This window comes from Nitrosomonas sp. TNE100 (genome assembly GCF_055387135.1).
In genome coordinates, this window is record NZ_AP040997.1 from 1,826,931 (window position 1) to 1,849,386 (window position 22,456).

The 22,456-nt window shown below is 51.0% G+C and carries 18 protein-coding genes and 1 pseudogene; 8 read left to right on the plus strand and 11 right to left on the minus strand.

From position 1 onward, the window contains the following. Positions 1-33: 33 nt before the first annotated feature. The 3 genes and pseudogenes from putA to ACZ5EJ_RS08665 all read right to left on the minus strand — a co-directional run bounded on the left by putA (position 34) and on the right by ACZ5EJ_RS08665 (position 4,350). A complete protein-coding gene (gene putA, locus ACZ5EJ_RS08655; RefSeq protein ID WP_464556937.1) occupies positions 34-3,144 on the minus strand; it encodes a bifunctional proline dehydrogenase/L-glutamate gamma-semialdehyde dehydrogenase PutA in 3,111 nt (1,036 codons plus the stop codon). Positions 3,145-3,478: 334 nt separating this feature from the next. Further along, positions 3,479-3,643 (minus strand): annotated as a pseudogene (locus tag ACZ5EJ_RS08660) (integrase core domain-containing protein); the annotation flags it as partial. A 179-nt stretch (positions 3,644-3,822) separates the two neighbouring features. After that, a complete protein-coding gene (locus tag ACZ5EJ_RS08665; RefSeq protein WP_240142291.1) occupies positions 3,823-4,350 on the minus strand; it encodes a hypothetical protein in 528 nt (175 codons plus the stop codon). Here ACZ5EJ_RS08665 and ACZ5EJ_RS08670 point away from each other — a divergent pair. Both ACZ5EJ_RS08670 and ACZ5EJ_RS08675 read left to right on the plus strand, forming a co-directional pair. Further along, a complete protein-coding gene (locus tag ACZ5EJ_RS08670) occupies positions 4,246-4,518 on the plus strand; it encodes a hypothetical protein (RefSeq protein ID WP_464557734.1) in 273 nt (90 codons plus the stop codon). The two genes, ACZ5EJ_RS08665 and ACZ5EJ_RS08670, sit on opposite strands and share 105 nt — an antisense overlap. A 391-nt stretch (positions 4,519-4,909) precedes the next feature. Beyond that, on the plus strand, positions 4,910-5,689 hold the full coding sequence (locus tag ACZ5EJ_RS08675; RefSeq protein WP_074685052.1) for a DUF5995 family protein: 780 nt from the start codon (positions 4,910-4,912) through the stop codon (positions 5,687-5,689). A 121-nt stretch (positions 5,690-5,810) separates the two neighbouring features. On the opposite strand, the gene ACZ5EJ_RS08680 is transcribed toward ACZ5EJ_RS08675, so the two are convergent. Continuing rightward, positions 5,811-8,210, minus strand: a complete 2,400-nt coding sequence (locus ACZ5EJ_RS08680) for a S8 family serine peptidase (RefSeq protein WP_074710473.1) — start codon at positions 8,208-8,210, stop codon at positions 5,811-5,813. A 279-nt stretch (positions 8,211-8,489) separates the two neighbouring features. Here ACZ5EJ_RS08680 and ACZ5EJ_RS08685 point away from each other — a divergent pair, with 279 nt between their 5' ends. Beyond that, complete coding sequence (locus ACZ5EJ_RS08685; RefSeq protein WP_074710475.1) at positions 8,490-9,062, plus strand: DUF6697 family protein; 573 nt, start codon at positions 8,490-8,492, stop codon at positions 9,060-9,062. Positions 9,063-9,081: 19 nt separating this feature from the next. After that, complete coding sequence (locus ACZ5EJ_RS08690) at positions 9,082-9,318, plus strand: hypothetical protein (RefSeq protein ID WP_041353546.1); 237 nt, start codon at positions 9,082-9,084, stop codon at positions 9,316-9,318. Between the two features lie 175 nt (positions 9,319-9,493). Here the strand turns inward: ACZ5EJ_RS08690 and ACZ5EJ_RS08695 are convergent, their stop codons facing one another. The 7 genes from ACZ5EJ_RS08695 to ACZ5EJ_RS08725 all read right to left on the minus strand — a co-directional run bounded on the left by ACZ5EJ_RS08695 (position 9,494) and on the right by ACZ5EJ_RS08725 (position 16,089). Beyond that, positions 9,494-9,634, minus strand: a complete 141-nt coding sequence (locus tag ACZ5EJ_RS08695) for a hypothetical protein (protein ID WP_160803561.1) — start codon at positions 9,632-9,634, stop codon at positions 9,494-9,496. A gap of 140 nt (positions 9,635-9,774) precedes the next feature. Further along, a complete protein-coding gene (locus tag ACZ5EJ_RS08700; protein WP_074710479.1) occupies positions 9,775-10,503 on the minus strand; it encodes a lysophospholipid acyltransferase family protein in 729 nt (242 codons plus the stop codon). Further along, complete coding sequence (gene gmhB, locus ACZ5EJ_RS08705; RefSeq protein ID WP_464556938.1) at positions 10,503-11,045, minus strand: D-glycero-beta-D-manno-heptose 1,7-bisphosphate 7-phosphatase; 543 nt, start codon at positions 11,043-11,045, stop codon at positions 10,503-10,505. Before gmhB ends, ACZ5EJ_RS08700 begins: the two co-directional genes overlap by 1 nt. 26 nt (positions 11,046-11,071) lie before the next feature. After that, entirely contained in the window at positions 11,072-13,219 is a 2,148-nt protein-coding gene (glyS, locus tag ACZ5EJ_RS08710; RefSeq protein WP_464556940.1) for a glycine--tRNA ligase subunit beta, read from the minus strand. Next, positions 13,216-14,139, minus strand: a complete 924-nt coding sequence (locus tag ACZ5EJ_RS08715) for a glycine--tRNA ligase subunit alpha (RefSeq protein WP_074456474.1) — start codon at positions 14,137-14,139, stop codon at positions 13,216-13,218. The genes glyS and ACZ5EJ_RS08715 overlap by 4 nt, the downstream gene beginning before the upstream one ends. Before the next feature lie 32 nt (positions 14,140-14,171). Next, positions 14,172-15,665 carry an apolipoprotein N-acyltransferase gene (gene lnt / locus ACZ5EJ_RS08720; RefSeq protein WP_464556941.1) on the minus strand — a complete coding sequence of 498 codons (1,494 nt, stop codon included), beginning with the start codon at positions 15,663-15,665 and terminating at the stop codon, positions 14,172-14,174. Positions 15,666-15,720: 55 nt separating this feature from the next. After that, complete coding sequence (locus tag ACZ5EJ_RS08725; RefSeq protein ID WP_464556942.1) at positions 15,721-16,089, minus strand: DUF6164 family protein; 369 nt, start codon at positions 16,087-16,089, stop codon at positions 15,721-15,723. Between the two features lie 457 nt (positions 16,090-16,546). Between ACZ5EJ_RS08725 and ACZ5EJ_RS08730 the strand changes: the two genes are divergently transcribed. The 4 genes from ACZ5EJ_RS08730 to ACZ5EJ_RS08745 all read left to right on the plus strand — a co-directional run bounded on the left by ACZ5EJ_RS08730 (position 16,547) and on the right by ACZ5EJ_RS08745 (position 22,417). Next, the gene (locus ACZ5EJ_RS08730; protein ID WP_464556944.1) at positions 16,547-18,259 is read left to right on the plus strand and encodes a multicopper oxidase domain-containing protein; all 1,713 of its coding nucleotides are present in this window, start codon (positions 16,547-16,549) and stop codon (positions 18,257-18,259) included. Next, positions 18,259-19,353: a cupredoxin domain-containing protein gene (locus ACZ5EJ_RS08735; RefSeq protein ID WP_464556945.1), complete on the plus strand. Its 1,095-nt coding sequence runs from the start codon at positions 18,259-18,261 to the stop codon at positions 19,351-19,353. Before ACZ5EJ_RS08730 ends, ACZ5EJ_RS08735 begins: the two co-directional genes overlap by 1 nt. Before the next feature lie 1,023 nt (positions 19,354-20,376). Then, positions 20,377-20,901, plus strand: coding sequence for a cupredoxin domain-containing protein (locus tag ACZ5EJ_RS08740; protein ID WP_074456472.1), 525 nt, complete (start codon positions 20,377-20,379; stop codon positions 20,899-20,901). Between the two features lie 37 nt (positions 20,902-20,938). Continuing rightward, entirely contained in the window at positions 20,939-22,417 is a 1,479-nt protein-coding gene (locus ACZ5EJ_RS08745) for a cbb3-type cytochrome c oxidase subunit I (protein WP_011634910.1), read from the plus strand. Positions 22,418-22,456: the final 39 nt, after the last annotated feature.

Consider the following 22,456-nt stretch of genomic DNA (forward strand, 5'->3'; position numbering starts at 1 on the left):
ATAAACCATTGCACCTGTCATGAGTCCCTTGCTCTACAGTGCCGCTTCGTCGAGCGAGAGCAGGGCGGCATTACCACCCGTGGCCGCCGTGTTGGTACAAACCGTACGTTCGACAGCGAAGCGATGGAGGTAATGCGATCCGCCCGCCTTCGGTCCGGTACCCGAGAGTCCCTCGCCGCCGAACGGTTGTACGCCGACGACCGCGCCAATCTGGTTACGGTTGACGTAGAGGTTGCCGACCCTGACGCGCGCGCGAATGAAATCGACGGTCTCCTGGATGCGTGTGTGCACGCCGAGCGTGAGGCCGTAACCGGTCGTGTTGATTGCCTCGCATACTTTATCCAGCCGGGTTGCTTTGAAGCGTATAACATGCAGGATCGGACCGAACACCTCGCGCTCGATCCGGCTGATCGCATCGATCTCATAGGCCCTCGGTGCAAAGAAGAAGCCATCCCTGGTTTCGTCCGAGAGCGGTGCTTCAGCGATGAAGCCGGCCTCGCGGCTCATGCGTTTTGCGTGCGCTTCGAGCTTGGCGAGCGAATTGCTGTCGATCACCGGCCCGATGTCGGTATCGAGCTTCATCGGATCGCCGATCCTGAGTTCGGCCATCGCACCCCTGATCAGGCTGATGACGCGCTCGGCGATGTCCTCCTGCAAGAACAGCACCCGCAGCGCCGAGCAACGTTGGCCCGCACTGTCGAATGCCGAGGTCAGCACGTCCCTGACGAGTTGCTCGGGCAGCGCCGTCGAATCGGCGATCAGTGCATTCAACCCGCCGGTCTCGGCGATGAACGGCACGATCGGTCCCGCGCGCTCGGCAAGCATGCGGTTGATCACATGCCCGGTGTCGGTACCACCGGTGAAAACAACGCCCGTGGTCGCCGGATGTCTCACCATCGCCGTGCCGATAACGCGCCCGCTGCCCGGCAGAAAATGGAGCACCTCACCCGGCACGCCTGCTTCGTGCATCAGTTGTATCGCGGTATAGGCGGCGAGTGAGGTGCGCTCGGCGGGTTTCGCCAACACGCTGTTACCCGCCGCGAGTGCACCCGCGACCTGGCCTGTGAAGATCGCAACCGGAAAGTTCCACGGGCTGATCGCTACGAACACACCGCGTCCATGTAAACTGAGCTCGTTGCGCTCGCCGGTCGGACCCGGCATCACCTTTGGTTCGGCGAAGTCGGCGCGCGCGAGCCCCGCATAGTAACGCAGAAAGTCGATTGCCTCGCGCACGTCGGCGAGCGCGTTTGACACTGTCTTGCCGGCTTCGCGTACGCAAAGTGCAATCAGCACCGCCATGTCGCGCTCGAACAGATCGGCCGCGCGTTCAAGAATCTCTGCGCGCCTGACACCGCCGAGGCGATCCCATGCGCCTTGCGCAGCAGCTGCCGTGGATGCCGCCCGCGTGACCATATCAGGCGTGGCGTTCAACACTGTGCCGACCTGGCGCGAATGGAGCGCAGGATCAAACACGGCCGCACCCTCACCGGGATACGGCTCTCCACCGATCAAGGGTCGCGCTTCGAAGCCGTGTTCAATCGCAACCGCGACCGCATTCAATAGTAGCCTGGCCTGCGCCGGATCGCTGATGAGAAGGCCGCGCGAATTCTTGCGATCGGTGAACAGATTTTTCGGCAACGGAATGTGCGGATGCGGTTTTGCGCTCATGGCTTCGATCTGATCTACAGGATCCGCGATGATCGAGGCGATCGGCATTTTATTATCTGCGAACCGGTTGACGAATGATGTACTGGCGCCGTTCTCGAGCAGGCGGCGCACGAGATAGGCGAGGAGATCCTTGTGTGGACCGACCGGGGCATAGATACGGCATTGCACACCAGAATGATCAGCACCGACGGCCTGATCGTAGAGTTCCTCGCCCATGCCGTGCAGGCGTTGGAATTCGTAGTCGGAACGATTGCCGGCAAGCACTTTGACTGCGGCCAGCGTATGCGCATTGTGCGTCGCGAACATCGGAAAGAACGCGCTCCGGTCGGCGAGCAGCATTCGCGCACAGGCAAGATAGGAAACATCGGTCGAAGCCTTGCGTGTAAACACGGGAAACCCATCGATGCCGAGTTCCTGCGCGCGCTTGATCTCGCTGTCCCAATAGGCACCCTTGACGAGCCGAACCGGAATGCGCCGCTTGTGCTCGCGCGCGATGGCAGCGAGCCAATCGATCACCGCCGGCGCACGCTTCTGATAGGTCTGCACCGCAAGGCCCAGACCTTCCCAGCCGGCAAGTTCTCGCGTGCTGCTCAAAGCCTCGAAGATATCGAGCTGGAGATCAAGACGGTCCGCTTCTTCCGCATCGATCGTAAAGCCGATCCTGGCTTTGCATGCCGCCTGGCAGAGTGGCATCAGCTGCGGCAGGATCTCGGCCAGCACCCGTTCGGCCTTCACATATTCAAGCCGTGGATGCAGCGCTGACAGCTTCACCGAGATCGAATTCCTCGCAAAAATGTCGCCGTGCTGCGCCTCCTTGCGTGCCTCGTGCGATGTAATCGCCGCGATCGCGCCGGCATAAACGCGTGCATAGCGCTCGGCGTCTTCACGTGTGACGGCCGCCTCACCCAACATGTCGAACGAGAAGCGGTAGCCACGCCGTGCCGCCTCCGTTCCGCGCCTCAGCGCCTCCTCAATCGTGCATCCGAGCACGAACTGCCTGCCCATGATGCGCATGGCGGCGCTCGTTGCTTGGCGGATAACAGGCTTGCCCAAGCGCTGCACCATGCGGCTGAAAATATTCGTCCAGTCCGATCTCCCTTCGCCGAGCCTGACCACATGCCCGGTCAGCATCAACGCCCAGGCCGAGGCGTTCACGAACAGCGACGATGATTGCCCGAGATGCTTCTCCCAATGCACGCTGCCGATCTTGTCCCTGATCAGCCTGTCCTGTGTTTCGGCGTCCGGCACCCGTAACAGAGCTTCGGCGAGGCACATCAACGCGACACCTTCTTCAGTCGACAGTGCGTATTGGTGAAGAAACATGTTGAGCCCGCCGCGCCACCGCTGCATCCGCATCCGCTGCACGAGGTCACGCGCCAGCGCCTCCGTCGCCACCCGTTCCATTGCACTCAACCGTGCACGCGGGATGAGCGCATTCACGGCTTCGGTTTCGTCGCAAAGATAGAGGTGCGCCATTGCGGCACGCGCAGGATGTATCCTCATGCGCGGATAACTCTGTGGCCAACGGTAAAAGACAATGATCGGCGAATTTTTGCAGCGTGTCTGCACAAACTCCTGAACTCTTTGCAGTCGTATTTCTTCGCAACCCGGATCGAGGCGCCATTCCCGGAGTTGATGGTGCAGGCGTACACACACGAAGCGAAATTGACCGGGAAAACAGGAACTGAAAGCATTGCTGGAGAGAAGATAATTTTTTCCAGGGAAAGTAAGTTCAATTGGCGGCTCCGAGGAAATTTGCCAGGAGATTATCCAAACAAGTTGAGATATTTACCCGCTGTCGTGTTCCGTCTGTTTCCGGCTCATCTTCAGCGCTATTAAATCGATGTGTCTTGAGTACGTCAGCAATACGCCCGTTGAAACGTTCGACCATCCCATTGGTTTGCGCAGTGCGTGGCCGGGTCAGGCGATGTTCGATACCGAGTTCCTGGCACAGCTGGTCAAAACTGAAAAGACCCTGCCATAACCAGCTTTCATAAGCATGTCCAGTAACAGGCGAGGCTTGAGGTGAGGCGTATGAATCAAAGGGCCGGGTACTCTCGATAGGATCGATAGGACGGTCATACCAGATCAAGAGTCCAAATATAATGAATAAAGCCAACCCCGCGAAGGCAAGGTCCGGCTCTTTTATCTCATTTATCGGAGGCATCGTTTTACTAACACTAACCGCGTACAGGAAAAATAAACGCCCTTTTTTCTAAAATTTATTATACATAAATCGGATGGCGAGGCAGAAATACTGCTGAATAATCGCAAAAATATCTGATTTTGATTAAAGGCAGAATAGAAATCCTGGCAAGGAGAAGCAACTTGCCTTTCGGGTAAAGGGTGTCCGGTCAGTACGTTCAATTCATTCTGGTACAGCGCTGAAGATGAGCCGGAAACAGACGGGATGCGACATATAAGCGCAATAACTATACCGGCAGGCACAAATATCCAGAAATAACCCAGTAGAATACGTTTATTGTATTGTTGTTTTTGGATGGGTAATTTCGCAAAAGTATTCAGCAAATGGCCGATATCGTACTTGTCATTCATTTTCTGTTCGTACTGTTTGTCATCGGCAGTCTCCCGCTGATTTTGGCAGGCAGCGGGATGAGGTTGGGCTTTGTGCGAAATCGAAGGTTCCGGTTCGTGCATCTTGCTGCCATCCGGTTCGTGCATCTTGCCGCCATCCTGTACGTTACCGCCGAGCCCCTTCTCGGCCTGATATGTCCACTGACATATGGCTGGAGGATGCGCTGCGCAGCACGCCGACCGAGACAGGCTTTATCGAGCGCTGGCTGCATCGCATCCTGTTCTATGATCTTCCGGGATGGGTGTTTCTGGTAGCGTATGTGTTGTTTGCGTTTCTGGTGATCATTACTTTCCGACTCATTCCACCGCAGCCGCGCCGCTCATCGCGCTGAGTTCTGGTCGCAATTGACCGGATTTTCTGCACGGCGTAAGACGCATGCATAGAAAGACGTTTATGCACAAAGAAGGTGAAGTAATTTCATTTCTATTTCAGAAGATTAATAATAGGGCACCTCTAAAAATACCTAAGAACCTGTTCAAGATCTCGATCAAGGGAGGCAGTGCAAGACAAAATTGAACGAGAAAGCGGAGCATACTTGAGGTATGTGAGCATTTTGAGTTCAATTTCAACGCCGTAATGCGCCCTTCAGCGAGATATTGAACAGGTTCTAAAACCGGTACCTGGTGAAAATTAACAGGAGAGAATATGTCCACCACACGCTTTCCCGTCTCAATCGCAACACCCGCAAGAACAATCGACGACGTTACTCACCGATTAACCGCCATTATTGAATGGTCAAAGCAGAATAATTCCCGCACAGGTTATTTTGCAGCGCTCTATCGCAAGGTCATCATCCAGGCTAAAAAAGGAATCGAGGAAGGCTTGTTCGATGACGGGCCACGCATAGAACGTCTGGATGTGATTTTTGCCAATCGTTATCTTCAAGCCTGTTATCAGTACCAGACGGGACAGACGCCAACCCGATCCTGGGTACGCGCCTTTGATGAAACCAGGCATTGGTGGCCCATCGTCCTGCAGCATTTATTACTGGGCATGAATGCCCATATCAACCTTGATCTGGGTATTGCCGTTGCAGAAACGGTGCCACCCGCAGCATTACCCGGCCTGAAAAGCGATTTTGACAAGATCAATCAAATCCTGGCCAGCCTGGTGGGCGACGTGCAAAACGAACTGGCCGAGATATGGCCAACGCTGCGATTGTTGAACCGTTATCTGGGCAGTGTGGACACATCCCTGATCAATTTCAGTATGGTAAAAGCGCGTGATGCTGCCTGGTCATTTGCTGAGACCCTGTCGCCCTTAACCCTGGAACAGCGTCAACAGGAAATTGCGGACAAGGATAAAGCCATCGCTCTGTTTTCCAGCGTGATTTCTCACCCTGGTTTTACCGCTTCTTTCCTGAATAAAATAATCCGTCTGGGCGAACGGGGAACGACCCGCCAGCATATAGAGATACTGGAGTAATCTTGCAAAACCGGAACATCCATCCAATGTGGATAATATCGTTTTGCGATGTTGTGTCTAAATGTTTTTTAGACAACCCTAAAACAATCCAAATAAGTTCTGCAATATGATCCATTCACAATCAGGTATTCATGATCATTTTCACCAGATTAGGTATACCTTTCCCCTGAATGTAAGGATCACGGGCCAGATCAGTACAGTGCTGCAGCAGCAGCGCCTTGACACGATCGGGATAGCCGATAAATTCTCGCCGGGCGGAAAGAAAAGCTGCCAGCAACCCCGAGACATGCGGAGTGGCCATGCTGGTACCGCTCATTTCCACGTAAGCATTGCGCACGGTGAGCTTGCCCTTCGGCCACTGATGCCTTGCTGAAAGAATATTTTCGCCCGGTGCGACCAGATCTGGCTTCATGCGTCCGTCCGCTGTCGGGCCACGTGAAGAAAAGTAGGAAATACCGTAGGTATGAGGATTGGTTTTATGCACCGAGCCGACGGCGATTGCCTCCTCAAGGTTAGCCGGATCACCGATAGAAAGATCCATGTTGGCCGATATCACACCATTGGCTGAATCGAGCAGCGCATAGCCTTCGTTGCCAGCCGCGAGGCATACCAGCACTCCCTGACGCCAGAGCCGCCGCAGCTCCTGGCACAGCGGGGTATGACCACATCCAAATACACTGGGGTCAAAATTGCCACCCAAACTGAGATTCACACCGTGAATTATCAATTTACCGGCGCGTTCATTCAGTTCTGCAATGGTATCGAGTGCTTTGATGATAAAAGCATCTTCCCCGCTGCCGCTATCTTTGAGTACCTTGAAACCATACAGCTTTGCCTCGGGTGCCATGCCCTGCTGATCTATGGAGGTCGGGTCTTTTGCGTCACGCGGCAGTGTCAATCCGCCGGCGATGATTGCAGCGACGTGGGTACCATGGCCATGGCCATCCAGCGTGCCAAAACCACTATCTCCTGGTTTCAGTTGCCTGGGACTGCCACTGCCTGTGCAATCCCACTGTGCAATGACGTTGCTGTGTGCCTTGAAATGCGGGTGGTTGGCAGCGATTCCGGTATCGAGCACCGCCCAGGCGATATTCCGGCCACAAGCACTATAACCGAGATTAGCCGGGCGTACCTGAATGGTGTGTACCGACTGATAAAGCAGTGCACGTTTGACAGCATTGCGCCAGACGCGGTCAATTTTCAGTGTGCCGCAGTGTGAACGCAATTGCTCGATTTCGCTGCGAGTCAAATCAGCCGAAATAAAGCGCTGCATGAGCTGGATGCGGCCATCTTCACGTTTGGCACCATTGAACTCCAGCACTTCATTGATCAGGGTTTCAAGGCGGCTACGTACCTCGTCCAGCGGCGTGCCATTGCTATCATCCGAAACCAGCTGAATCAGCGTTGGGTGTCTTTGTTCGCGATGACTATCTTCGATATCGTCAACCAGATCTTTCATCAGAATATTGCGGCCCACCGGGTTACTAAAGGTGGGCCCGGCGGTCTGGCGAACAGTCTGGCGAACGATATCAAGCGACAGATAGCCTGTACCCGAATGCGGATTGGATTCCCAGTCCGGGTTAATCATCAGTCCGGCGTGATTTTCAACTTTCACGTCACGACTGTTGGGCTGATAATCGTTTTCCAGATGTGAATCGAGTGCGACCGGATCAAGACGCTCGGCAACATTCAGCCAGTGATCAACACATTCCGGTACCGCAAGCGGCTTGCCGGGGTCGATTTTGCCCAGCACATCCTGCACTTCCTGAATGCCCAGCGGCGAGCCAATAGTGATGAACAGGCGCACATCACAGTCAGCCTTCTTCAACTGGCGCAATACATGGTAGGCGATCATTGAACCCTGGCTGTGGCCGATCACAATAAAGGGGCCGCCGCCCACGTCCAGACGATCGCGTAACGATTGTTCCATCAGGCCGCGCTTGTGCTCATCAAAAAAGAAATCCTGTACATCCTTGAGAAATAATTTGGTAATACGCCGGGTGATCCACAACCGTACACTTTCCGGTAACGGCAGCACCTTCACATCAACTCCGCCGGGTTGTTTTTCCCCTTTGCGCAACCGCTCTTCCAAGGCTGTCATGATCTTGCGCTCAGCAGAGCTCAGCTTGGTTTCCGGCTCCAGACCAAGTTCCTGCAGAGCTTGTGCGCTCATTCTGTCCACACTCCCCGAGAGCGTGTCTTTGTCGGCACAACTACCTTTTTCAGGTTCAGGATAACGATTACGATCCACCCAATACGCCATGCGAGTGCGATCTCCCATTGGTGCGCCAAACAAGGCCGTATCCCATTGGCACTTCAGGACTGATGCTATCGGTTTGTTGTCAATACCATGGATATAGACCACCGTACCGATTTCCGGTGAGCTACCTTCCTTGTTCAATATTGACGGAAACTCTACGGTTAAGTTGGCCCCAGAGCGAAAAAGTACCATGAAGGGGCTGGATGATTTACTACCGCCTGTTTTACTATTGGAACGGGAACCTCGTTTTTCTGTGGCCATGGTCTTTTCTCTCTATCTGAATTGCCCTGATTGCTACCAGAGCCATCTGGTCGAAATAATGCCAATCAAATAATACGCCCTGTCCGTGACAGACAGGAATCTATTTTGTGACTGTAATTTCTTGAATAAGCTGCAGCACTAAAAAATACGCAGAATTCACCAGCAACATCAAGGCTGAGCACTCACATATTCATCAGAAATAACCAGATATATCTGTTGACATCTTTCACATAATAAAAATACAATGTGAACTTGATTCACACGTAACAAGGTTAATAAATGGAACTTGTCGGTACTAGCGAGATTGCTGCACTCGCTTCAACCAGTCGATCTGCCGTCAGCAACTGGATTGCACGAAATCCATCTTTTCCAAGGCCTGTTGCTGATCTTGCCTGTGGGCAAATTTGGGATAAGCGAGATATTAAAAAATGGTTATTACAAAATGGATATTTGAAGGAGGATGGAATGAAGGCAATTGACGATCTCGTAATTGGTGAATTGTACACACATGATTTTATCTGTAAAACTTTTGGTGGTGATGCCAAGAGTGGCACTTATCTGCCACAGAGCCAGCAAACCATTCTATGCGGCTGTTTCACAAATACGATGAATCCCGAAGCACCCGATGTTGTCCTGGTTGGCGGTGGCCCCAGAATAATGAGGAAAGCGGAAAAGCTCGCGGCTCAAGGCGGAGCTATTCCAATCTTTATGAAGCAAGGTACAAATCAGTGGGAATACATGGGCAAATATGAATTCATTAAACTCTCAAAGAACCCGGCTGATTTTGAATCCAAAGCGATAGCAGCAGATCGTAATGACGTAGCGGCAGCCCTTTTTTTTCGTCCCATTTAATTTTCAGGAGAAAACTGATATGTTTCCACGTGAAATTATTATAAAAAACAAAGGAGTAGAAGAAAAAATAAACTTCTCTGATTACAGAATTCCCTTATCAGACAGGCTTTTCGGAGCTTTGGCGTGTGCTGCTGATGCTGGTTGGTGGATACTTGTTGCCTGTCTTAAGCTGGCCGTTATTGGATTAATATTAAATGTGTCATTCCTAATGGCTATTCTTCAGTCAGCCAGAAAAGCAAACAGGAGAAGTCGATGATTCAGTGCTCCTGTCCAACATGTGGATCAAGAAATACAAAATCATTGAAAATTATCTACGAATCAGGGCAAAGAACGGGACGCTCAAGACGCAGATCTGTATACGGATCATTTTCCGGATCTCTATGGGCCGGACTTTCCACAACTGAAAGCCATTCATCGAGTCTGATTGCTGCTCATGCCGCACCTTCTGCTCCAGTTGTACCATTTTCCTGGTCATCCATCGGCGTTCCACTCTTCATCGGAGTGATATTTTTCGATTGGCCAGGCTGGATAATACCGGTTGTTATGTTCAGCTTGGCTATTCTGTATGGCATCAGCGATATTTATGCGCAACAGCTCAATGCAATGAATGATTGGCACAAAAAATTCCAATGCCTACGTTGTGGTACAGTGTTTAGACCTGTGGAAAGCGGTATAAATTAAATAATCCCCGACAAAGCTGGGGACTACTTAACTATTTGATTGGTCTGTTTACTGAACAACTGATGCGCGTGGTTTCGGCTTCGATCCATGCTTCCGCCCGGGCCATCAGTTCGCCAGCTTCGATTCCGTTTGGATCGATCGGCTTGCCAATGCTCAGAGTAATGGTGCCGGGATATTTGATGAAGGAATTTCTGCCCCAGAATTGTCCAGCGTTATGCGCTACCGGCACAACCAGTGCACCCGTATGCACCGCCAGCCAGGCACCGCCGATACGGTATTTACCTTTTTTACCCGGCGGGATGCGCGTCCCTTCAGGAAAGACGACGATCCAGAAATTCTGTTGTAACCGCTCCCTCCCCTGCTCCACGATCTGCTCCAACGCCGCCTTACCGGCACTGCGGTCGATTGCAATCGGGCTGGTCATGGCCAGCCCCCAGCCAAAGAATGGAATACGCAATAGTTCTTTTTTGAGCACCCATACCTGTGGCGGAAAAATCTGCTGCAAGGCCAGTGTTTCCCAGGCGGATTGATGTTTGGAAAGAATAATTGACGGCTGCTCCGGAATGTTTTCCCGTCCCAGCACTTCATAACGTAGGCCACAAATGGTGCGCAGCATGAACAACATCAGTCTGGTCCAGCCATAGGTGACCTGATAGCGGCGATGCGGAGGTAGCGGAAAACAGGCCAAGGCAAATAGCGCATACGGTGGCGTAATGATCGCCTGCAGCAGCATATAAATCAGGGAACGTAAACCAGCCATTACAGTGCCTGTATTTCGAGACTGTCCACCACTGCCGAAAGATCCGGGTAAATTTGCGTTCCTGCAGGCAGATCGTCGTTCGCCAGCGTGGCCTGGCCCTTACCGGTCAGTACCAGTACCGGTACAGCACCTGCTTTGGCTGCAGCCTGCAGATCGCGCAGAGAATCGCCCACGACGGGCACATGGCTGAGTTCAACGCTGTAGCGTTGCCGGATTTCCTTGAACATGCCGATGCCCGGCTTGCGACAAACACATTTATCATGCTGAGTGTGCGGGCAGAAAAACAGGGCATCCAGCCGCCCACCTTCCTGCTGCACAGCGCGAAACATCTTGTCATTGATTGCATTGAAGGAAGTCATGTTGAGCAAACCACGCCCAATGCCGGATTGATTGGTGGCAGTCACCACTCGATAACCGGCGTGAGTCAGCCGCGCAATCGCTTGCAAGCTGCCAGTTATCGGTTTCCACTCATCAGGCGTCTTGATAAGCGTATCACCCCGCTGATTGATGACACCGTTCTGGTCGAGAATAATCAACTTCATTTATTTGCTATGTATTCTCAAGCCATTCAGGCAGCTAGTCGAGAAATATCTGCCACACGATTCATCGTTGCCTGTAAGGCTGCCAGCAGGGCCAGACGGTTACGCCGCAACACTTCATTTTCATCATTCACCATCACCTGGTCAAAGAAAGCATCAATCGGCGCTTTTAAGGCAGCGAGCATTTGCAGGGCAGTAACATAATCACCCTTCTGGAAGGCGTGACGGGCATCGGATTCTATTTCAGACAACGCACGATACAGAGCAATTTCAGCCGGCGCCTGCAAGCAGGCCTTATCAATGCTGACCGTGGCATCAAATTCCGATTTTTTGAGGATGTTGCTGACCCGCTTGTTGGCAGCTGCCAGACTGGCTGCTTCAGGCAAGGCAGTAAATGCCCGTACAGCAGCTAGTCTCCTGGGGATTTCACACAACAGGGAGGGCCGCAGATTCAGGACAGATTCCACCTCCTGAACTGTGTAGCCTTGATCACGCAGACTGCTGGCGAGACGATCGTAAAAGAAATCCTGCAACTGTTCTGTCAGTTGTGGTGTTACCGGACGGGCATGGCTTGATTCTGGGCCTTGTTCCCCGCTGATTTCATCCCGCAGTACACCAGCTGCGCGTGAAATCAGCACATCCAGTCCGATCGGTAGATCTTTCTCGATAAGGATGCGGATTACACCCAGTGCATGTCGCCGCAGGGCATAAGGATCCTTGTCCCCTGTCGGGAATTGGCCAATACTGAACAGGCTGATCAGCGTTTCCAGTTTGTCAGCCAGTGCCACACAGATACCCGTCATGCTGCGTGGTAATGCATCCCCGGCAAAGCGCGGTTTGTAGTGATCCTCAATAGCGAAGGCAATGGTTTCATCCACACCTTCGCGCTGAGCGTAATAACGCCCCATAATGCCTTGCAGCTCGGGAAATTCTCCAACCATATCAGTCAGTAGATCGGCCTTGGCCAGCATCGCAGCCTGATTCGCCTGTGCAGGCAAGTCGCCGTTGTCCAGCAACTGTCCGATAATTTGCGCCAAGGCACGTACATATCGGGTACGTTCGCCCTGTGAACCGAGTTGATGATGGTAGATCACCTTGTCCAGATCGGGCAGACGTGAAGCCAATGTTCGTTTGCGATCGTGATCAAAGAAAAATTTTGCATCCGCCAGTCTGGAACGGATGACGCGCTCGTTACCCGCAATGATCTGCCCTGGATCAGCCGGCGTGATATTGGAAACAATCAAAAACCGATTGGTCAGTTTTCCATCAGCATCCAGCAGGGGGAAATATTTCTGGTTAATTTTCATGGTGGAGATCAGACATTCCTGCGGCACTTCCAGAAAATCTGCTGAAAATGTTCCCATCAGAACATTGGGGCGCTCTACCAGCGCCGTCACCTCATCCAGCAAAGCTGCATCCTCGATACACTGCAATTGTGCTGCACGCGCGGCAGTCTCCAACCCTTCCCTGATGCGGCTGCGACGACGATCAAATCCCGGAATAACGGTTCCTTCTGTTTCCAGGATGTATTCATAGTGATCTGCATGATCAATCACCAATTCCGCCTGTTTTGCTTCAAAACGATGCCCCCGGGTGGTGTTACCAGCAGCGAACCCTAAAGCGCTGATCGGCACAATCTGCTGTCCATGCAGGGCAATCAGGCCATGTGCCGGACGGATAAAGTGCACATTCTCCCAGCCATCATCCAGCTGATAGGTCATCATCTTGGCAACCGGCAACTGGCGAATGGCCTCATCCACGGCTTTTTGCAACCCTGCCGCCAGCAGGATTCCGGTAACGCTCTGTTCCAGGAACAACATCTCTGCCTTGCCTTCCTGTACCCGCTTGAGCGCGGAGACAGCAACATTTTCCACTCCCAATGCAGCCAGTTTTTTATGCAGCGCCGGAGTGGGCTGTCCTTGCGCATCCAGCCCGACTGCCACCGGCATCAGTTTGAGGGTGACGATCTGATCTGGTGCCTGGACAGAAATAGCAGTCAGATGCACCGCCAGCCGACGGGGTGAGGCAAAAACAGTCGACACCGTGTCCGGCGTGGTCAAATACTGTTGTTTTAGACTATCAGCAATTAATGTGGCAAATGCATTGCCCAGTTTTACGAGTGATTTGGGAGGCAGTTCCTCGGTCAGCAACTCAATTAGCAGACTTTCAGTCGTCATGCTGATCCTACCTGATCCAGGGTTTGAGCAACCCATTCACGTGGTGCCAATGGAAATGGCGGCTGCAGACGCAAGCGACTGTCGTAGTAGGCTTGTGCCACCCGACGCGACAGATTGCGAATACGGCCAATATAGGCCGCGCGCTCGGTCACTGAAATCGCCCCACGCGCATCCAGCAGATTGAAAGTATGCGCAGCCTTCAGTACCTGTTCATAAGCAGGCAACGCCAGTTGTGCATCAATCAATCGGTTGGTCTGTGTTTCCAGTTTGCCGAAGGAAAGCAGCAAAAATTCGATATCGCTATGCTCAAAGTTATAGGTGGATTGCTCTACCTCGTTTTGATGATAGACATCGCCGTAAGTCAATCCCTCCGTCCAGAGCAGATCAAATACGTTCTCCACACCTTGCAGATACATGGCGATGCGCTCCAAGCCGTAGGTAATTTCACCCGTGACCGGACGGCAATTGATGCCACCTACCTGTTGAAAATAGGTGAACTGGGTAACTTCCATGCCGTTCAGCCATACTTCCCAACCCAGCCCCCAGGCACCAAGCGTGGGATTTTCCCAGTCATCTTCTACCAGACGCACATCATTTTGCTGCAAATCCAGCCCCAGCATCTGCAGTGAGCGGAAATACAGCTCCAGAATATCCCGTGGCGCGGGTTTCAGAACAACCTGAAACTGGTAGTAATGCTGCAGACGGTTGGGGTTGTCACCATAGCGACCATCCTTGGGACGGCGGGAAGACTGCACGTAAGCAGCACGCCACGGCTCCGGCCCCAAGGCGCGCAGAAAAGTTGCAGTATGGCTGGTACCGGCACCAACTTCCATATCATAGGGTTGCAGCAAGGCGCATCCCTGCTGCCCCCAGTAGTGTTGAAGGGTAAGAATAATTTCCTGGAAAGTGGGGGTAGGCATGTCATAGTAGCTTGATAATGAATCGGGGCATTTTACAGAGTTTTGCGCTTGCCGGAAAATGCCGCCAAGCAACCGGTAAGTAGCAGCAAACCAATTAACCCGAATAAGAGACTGTTACCCAGGCGCACATAGGGCGTGGCCCCGCCAAAGCCCTGCGCGGCGCTGTGCAAACCGGCAGTGGTGAACATCTCCAGCTGCTCCAGTACCTTGCCCCGCTCATTGATGATGGCAGTGACTCCGGTATTGGTGGCGCGCAGCATGTAACGGCCGGTTTCCAGCGCACGCATCTGCGAAATCTGCAAATGCTGATGCGGGCCGATGGAATGGCCGAACCAGGCGTCATTGCTGACATTAACCAGTAGGCTAGCCTGCGGCAGCTGCATGATGATTTCTTCGCCAAACACATCTTCGTAACAAATATTGACAGCCACCCGCTGCCCGGCCAGATTCAACGGCTGCTGATCCAGCCCGCCGCGTGAGAAATCCGATAATGGGATATGCAGCACGTCGATCACCCAGCCAAATACTGCTTTCAGTGGAATATATTCACCAAACGGAACCAAATGATACTTACGATAACTTTGCTCGGGTGAAGCACCAAAACTGAACATGGTGTTGTAATAACTGTCATCCGCCGGAGAGCGTTCCACCAGGCCGATCAGCACATCGCCTTGACGGGAACGGGCGTATTCGGTCAGCAATTCCAGATAATCCCGTGGTGCCTGTTCGTAATACAGAGGAAACGAGATTTCCGGGGTTACAATCAACCTGCTCGGGCTTTCCTGCACCAGCCGGACATACGTTCGCATGGTGGCGGACAGATGCTCCGGCTCCCATTTCATGTTCTGTGGAATGTTGCCTTGCAACAAGCTGACGGTCACCGGCTCCCCTTCCGGTTGAGTCCAGTGTATTTGTTGCAAACTGAAACCAATAATCCAGACACTGCCCAGCCATAGCCAGAAACGGCGGTTTTGTCTATTTTCCAGCCAGCAGGCCAGCCAGGCGGCGCTCAGCATCAGCAACAGCGATATGCCATACACGCCCACAATCGGCGCAAAGCCTGCCAGAGGACTATCCGGTGCTTGCGAATAACCAACCGTCAGCCATGGAAAGCCGGTGAACAGAGTGCCGCGCAGCCATTCCATCAATGCCCAGAGTGCTGCCACTACTCCCGGCCACGCCCAGGAGGCACGAAAACACCGCAGTGCCGCGATCCAGCCAACCAGTGCAGGAAATAGCGAAAGATAGGCACATAACACGATCAGTGCCAGCACTGCCAGCGCGGGTGCCATATGACCAAAATCATGCAGACTGACGTAAAGCCAGGTCACCCCTGCGCCAAACAAACCCATACCAAATGCAAACCCGGTTGATGCTGCCTGCATGGGTGCTCTGCTTGTACGCCAGAGCAAGGCAAGTAGTGCCAGTGTGACAACAGGTACCGGATAAAAATAAAAAGGAGCAAAACCGGTTACCGTCACCCCACCCAGCAGCAAGGCAGCACTCAGCCTATAAAAACCGTTCAATTTATCGACGCTCCGGTTGAATCACGGGAAGAAAAAGGAAAACAAGACTCAATTTTTACTGTTTTCCCAGTTCGGAGATGAATTTGAAAGGGAGGTATAACAAGGCGTACACCACAAAAAGGTAGGCAATGAAGGTAAAAGGATTTTCCCGGAAACTGTCAATAATCGTTTTATGCTTGCCTTCCCGCTTGAGGCGATCATATTCCGTACGTACTCGCGCACTGCGCTCAACCTGGTAGGTATCCAGCAGCTCCCGTGCCTGCTCGTATTGGGATTCTTCACGTACCCATAACGCTGGCATGGAAATCCCCCAGTTACCTGCCGTGGTTTCGTAAAAATCAATCTGGTGCTCACTCAGCAGCATCCGCACCTCTTCCGCCTCATCATCTGGCACATTTCTCAATTTAAATAGCAGTTTTGACATTTGCCAATAAAATTCCACAAGATAAACTCGAATTCTCTATCAGAATGGAGTCGCTGTCTGCAGCAATAATTCGTATCATGCATATATCATTACTGATAAATTCTCTTCCCGGTTGATAATCCACTTTATATCTGACAAAAAGACAAAGTCCAGTGAACCGATCAGCATGAGCCCGTTATATGCTTGTCATAAAAGATGCAGGAAGATGTAAAAACCCCGCGCGTTGTACAATGAGTTATGTAGAAATATTGCCAGGATAAGGGTATTCTGCATAACTTCCATTACCTAAAAATGCAATGTTGAGGACGCTCGGCGAATCTGGACCTGTTATTCAGGATGCAGCCTTGATTGAAAATCGCCATGGCTTGCGTAAAACTGAAAAAATTACCATACGATCCAAGCAAGAGCGCTCTTTTTGTTAAACTCCATAAAGGATAGATTGAGAGAGACGAGAGACATGTCTAATTTTATTCGCACTATCATAGTGATTGCTTATCTGGTGTGTGCCTCTGGCAGTACTTATGCATCCTTAAAATTACCTGAAACAATCCGAGTTGAACCCGCCGCACTCACATCCGAGCCGCCTTGCGATCCCAAAATCCCCCCCGCCTGGCGTGATGCACAGGTTATCGACGGCGTAGAAATTGAAGCAGATCTGGGTTGCAGTCCGGACAACCCCACCTGGATTGCCGTCGCTGTCAAGGGAACCAACAATGTTTCCATGGATACGCTCATGCAAACGCACTTTTCTCCAGATGCCATCATCAAGACAGATGATCTGGATGGAGATGGTGATCCCGACCGTATCGTTATCAAGCTGGAGATCATGGAGTTAAATGGAAAATCACCCGATTTTCCTGGCCAGGTTCCCACTTTTGATATTGCTCCTGGTGTACAACCCGGCGCTTGGGTTTTTGCCCCGAAAACCAGCGGCATGTCAACTGAAAACTTTGAAAGTGTACGGGCCAATCCATTGATCAGATTGCCATCACCGGTCATCCGGGTTGAGCAGGGAGATATCGTACAAATCGTGCTGGAAAATACACATTACTTTCCACACACCATCCATTTACACGGTGTGGATCACCCATTCCATCACGAGCTCAACGGTAACGATGGCGTATCTCAGACCAGTGAAATGGAGCTAATGCCTGGCGAACGTCGAATTTATCAATTCCAGGCTCGTCAACCGGGAACCATGTTCTACCATTGCCACATACAAACGCATACCCATTTATCGATGGGATTGGGAGGAATAATTATCGTTGAAGAAAACAAACCCAATAATTGGTTACAAACATTGAATATCGGTGGTGGCCATGTGCGACATCGATCAGAAGCAATCAAGGAGCAAGGGTACGACCGGGAGTACGATCTGCATTACCACTCAATGGATAAAGAACTGGGGGACATTATCAAGCAATACAATGATCCGCGTCTGACTGCCCGTGATATGAATCGGCGCTATGAGATCAATAACGCTACCGAAGATTACTTCACAATCAACGGATTATCATTTCCTTATTCGCTCAGAGAATCGCTTGTCATTGTTGAACCGAATGAAAAAATTAAATTACGTTTACTCAACAGTGGTAACGAATCCATTGCAATCCATCCACATGGCCATACCGCCAAGATTACACATTATGACGGTATAGAACAAAATCCCCTGGCACAGATCAGGCGTGATGTGTTCGATATTGCTCCGGCACAGCGCCTGGATCTGGAAATAGAAACCGTTGATGACGGCCTGCGTAACACTGGTGAAGGTGACTGGCTAATTCATGATCATCGCGAAAAAGGCATTACCACAAACGGCATGGCCGAAGGCGGCAGCATGAGTTCCATCGTATATACCTCTTATCTTGGTGAAAACGGCTTGCCGAATACGAGTCACTTTGGTGTTAACCTCGATAATTTTTTTACCAAAGAATATTGGGAAAGAAAAGTCCCTGTCTGGCAAAATCTGGATGAAGCTGCCACCTTTGGGGCAGCCGCAGGAAGAACAATCAATCTTGACACTGCCACCCGTAACACTTTGCTCTATGCTTTAGGTGGTTTACTGGCTGGACTGTTCCTGTATATGATCTTTGCCGGACGCAGCCATATCAAACAATGTGCTGCAGCAGTAATTTCACGAATCAGAGGCGAAAAAGGGGGTAAAGAGTAATGAACGCAAGATTCAAGATCATTTTTCTGCTGGCTGCCGCTTTGCCATTCTGTTTCGATGCAGTGGCACAACAGCAGGCCACATCTGATGAACACGATCAACATGCCCAGCACGAACAGCATAGCGGGCATGAGCAGAGTGAATCAAAGCAGGCAGAAGCCACGCAGTCCAAACATGATCATAACGGACACGGCATAAATACAGGCAGCGAAGCGGTGGCTGAACATGAACACGCTCACAAAGAGCACAGCATTGACGCCGAATCGCATCAGGAAGAATCCGTTCACGATCATGTCCATGAGGATCACAGTATTGATGCTGAATCACACCAGCACTCGTCCGAGTCCGAGCATAGCGAGCATCTGGGCGGAGCAGCTGATCACGGCGACATGCATCACCACCACCATGTGGATGATAGCCACATCATGGATCATGAAGGCACGATGATCATGGGCCAGAATCTTGACAAACTACCCAGTGGCTGTAAAAGCATCTCCGGAGAAGTGGAAATCACAGTTCGTGCGGGCAGAAAATACGCAGAAAGGTTTCCTGGAACCGTTTTTGCTTTTGATCAGCAACAGTGGCACGTCAAACCTTGTTCAAAGGTTACTTTTCATTTCACTAATGAAGACAATGTCCGTCATCAATTTATGATGCATGGCCTGCCTAAATATATATATCAATACGGCATGTTCCATCTGGAAGTGACAGGTCCCAAAACTGTCTCCGGCACAATTATCGTACCGGGATCGGATGATACTTTGCTGGTGCACTGCGATATTGCACAACACATGGAAAAAGGGATGAAAGCCCAGCTCGTAATTGGCAAGGGTGGCCAGGATATTCCCAGCATCCCCGGACTGACGCCTTACAACATCACCGATGTTTATGAAGCTGAAGATCTGCCAAAAATAAGTGCATCTGAAAATAAACAAGACAAAAGCAAAGTGGTAAGGGAAATTACCAAGTCACTTGCCAAAAGTGATACACAAAACTACCTGATACTTCTGATTGGAGCACTGATAGGGTTATTCAGCATTCCACTACTCAGGAAAATCATTCCCAGAAGAAAAACCAGTAAGAATGAGGAATAAGTAAACAAAAATGTAAGTCATGTCCCTTCGCATAGCCGTGGGGACATGACTTCTTCCTCCGTAACTTGCAACACAGGAAATAATCCATCCTGAGCAATCTTTCCCCTCCACGAACTTTTCGGTATGCCCAGCACGTTATAGGATAAAGAGTCCGGGTACAAAAGAAAGTCGGCATTCAGAGGATCATGCGCAAGTTACAGCTCTGCAACGCAGCACGGGTCTTCAAACGTTACAGTAACGGGACTGCTAGATGGTGATCTCTCAGATAAGCCGCCGCAGAAACCCCTTGGCTATTGATTCGGCAATGTATCAATATATAAATGGCGCTGTCCCAGAGAAAATTTCTTTGAAACACTCAAGGAGTTCAAGCGCATCACTTTACACAGCGACAAAACCGACTACAGCTTCTCGCCAGCCATTTACCTGCTATCTGCTGTCACCAACTCCAGTTGAATCTCAACAGAACCTGACCTGGCCTGGCGCCCCATCCCAGACAATAAGCTTTAGCAGCAATTGGTAAAGCCATAAACCCGTGACACCGGTAAAAGCTGGTGTTTTTATCGATCCCGTCTTGCCTGGTACTCGCCCGTACAGCCCAACCCTCAATCAATACCGTACAGTATTCAACCACCATTCTTTAGCTAAAAAAAGAGCGCCCAATAGGCTGTAAATGCAGTGTACACACGCCAGTCCCTTGCGCTGCAGCAACCCCCGGAATGAGACTGCAATGGCGGCGGCGTCTGAAGCGCTGCGGGCCCTCAGCCAAACCATTTCTGCCCCCCTGGTGCGGGCAGCATCTCAGTCTGGCAACTGACTCCATCAAACAGGTCATTTCGCGTTGTTCCATGATCCTCTCTCCTCTCCCGGGGCAAACGTTTAAGCGTCACAGACACCAGGAGATGAATAAACCTGCCACTACTGTTTGCTACAAGAATTTCTTGAAACATCAATAAGGGTTGACATAGATCTTTATCAAAGGTAAATTCGCGACCCGATTTTAATAAACGGAAGGGGAAATATAAAATGATCTCAACAGTTTACGCCATTACACTCGTAGGGATAGGCTTGGTCATGGCAGTCTTTTATTTTGTAATAATTAATTCCAAAAAAACTGAAGCAGATTATCAATCCATTACAAAAAAATGGTACGGCGTGCGCAGTAAATGGTTTATTTTTTTACTGATACTGGGAACCATCGTCACCTTCGCCTCACTGAATCCATTTCCAATTCCTGATCAACACAAGGAATATTCAAGCAATGATTACCAGATCGTCGCGGTAAATGGTCATCAATGGTACTGGACAATGACACCTGCCACCGTGAAATCAGGCCAGCCGGTTGAATTCCAGGTATCTGCCGCAGACGTGAATCACGGGTTCGGTATTTATGACGAAAACCTGGTATTGATTGCTCAGACCCAAGCTATGCCAGGCTACACCAATAAACTTATTCACACATTTGACAAACCCGGAAAATTCAAGATTCTTTGCCTGGAATATTGCGGCCTGGCGCATCATGTGATGATTACCGAATTGACAGTTGAATAAATAATTCTGCATTAACAATAACTTATTGGAGAATACAATGAGTACAACAGAAGTAAGCAGCAAGATTGAGTATTCCGATTCAGAAAATCGGAATGCACTAATCGCCGTTAAATCTCACCTGATAGCGGGGTTACTGGTATTTTTATTGATGATGCTCGCAGGACTGGCCATGCGGGCGGCACAAGGCACTTGGTTAGAAATTGGCGCTGATCTGTTTTATCAGATAATGACAGTGCATGGCGCAGGGGTTGTAGGGGCCGCAATGATAACCTCGACTGGGGTACAGTGGTACTTTCTGCGCCAATATGTACGGCTGAGCAACGGAGTTTTCTGGACCAATTTCTTTATTTTCTTGACAGGTGTTGTGCTGATCCTTGGCTCTATCTTCGTAGGAAAGTATGGCGGTGCATGGACGTTTCTCTTTCCGCTACCCGCTATTTCAATGGGAGCCTGGTCCGCAGGCGCTGCAGCCGCCTTTCAGCTGGGTTTGCTCATCATCGGTGTGGGTTTCCTGATTCTCTACCTAGATTTCGGCCGTGCTATCCTGGCACGCTATGGTAGCCTGGCACGTGCTCTGGGGCTTACCCAGCTTTTTGGTAAAGAACCGGTAAATTACAAGCACCCGGCAGCAGTGGTTGCCAGCACGATGGTGCTTATTGTCAACTTTATGGGTATTGCCGCAGGTGCTGTAGTACTAGTCATGGGTCTGGTTAATCTGTTTTACCCCGAATTCAAACCAGATGCCTTATTGATGAAAAATCTGATCTATTTCTTTGGTCACGTTGTCATCAATGCCACCATATACGCATCAGTCATAGCGGTTTATGAACTCCTTCCACGCTATACCGGCCGTCCATGGAAAACCAACAAACCATTCTATGCCGCTTGGTTCGCCATTGTATTCATGGTGATGGGGGTATATCCACACCATCTTCTAATGGATTTCCCGATGCCAACCTGGGCGCTTATCACCGCACAGGTACTCTCCTTTGGTAGTGGCCTCCCGGTTTTGGTGGTTACCGGTTACGGTGCGTTAATGATCGTATATCGTTCAGGCATCACATGGAGCACTTCTGCCAAGTTACTGTTTCTATCAATGTTCGGCTGGGCTGCTGGAGTAATTCCAGCTATTCTGGATGCAATGGTTACCGTGAATCGTACATTCCACAACACCCTGTGGGTACCGGGTCATTTTCATTTCTACTTACTGCTTGGATTACTTCCCATGCTCATCGGATTTGCCTACTTTCTGGCAGGCGAAGGTGACCGCAAAGAACGGCCTAAAGCAGTTGATAGCCTTGGATTCTATGCCTATCTGATCGGTGCATTCATGACATCCATGGTTTTCCTTGCCAGTGGCGCAAACAGCATCCCTCGCCGCTGGGCCGTCCATTTACCGGAATGGATCGGCTTTGCTCAAGCAGGGACAATCGCCGCTTCACTGGTTGTGCTGGGAATGTTGCTATTCATCACGCGCGCTTTAATTAGCCTGCCAGGTGCAAACAACCCCCGCTAAAACATAGACACCCCGGCAATTTCTCCAAATAAAAATGGA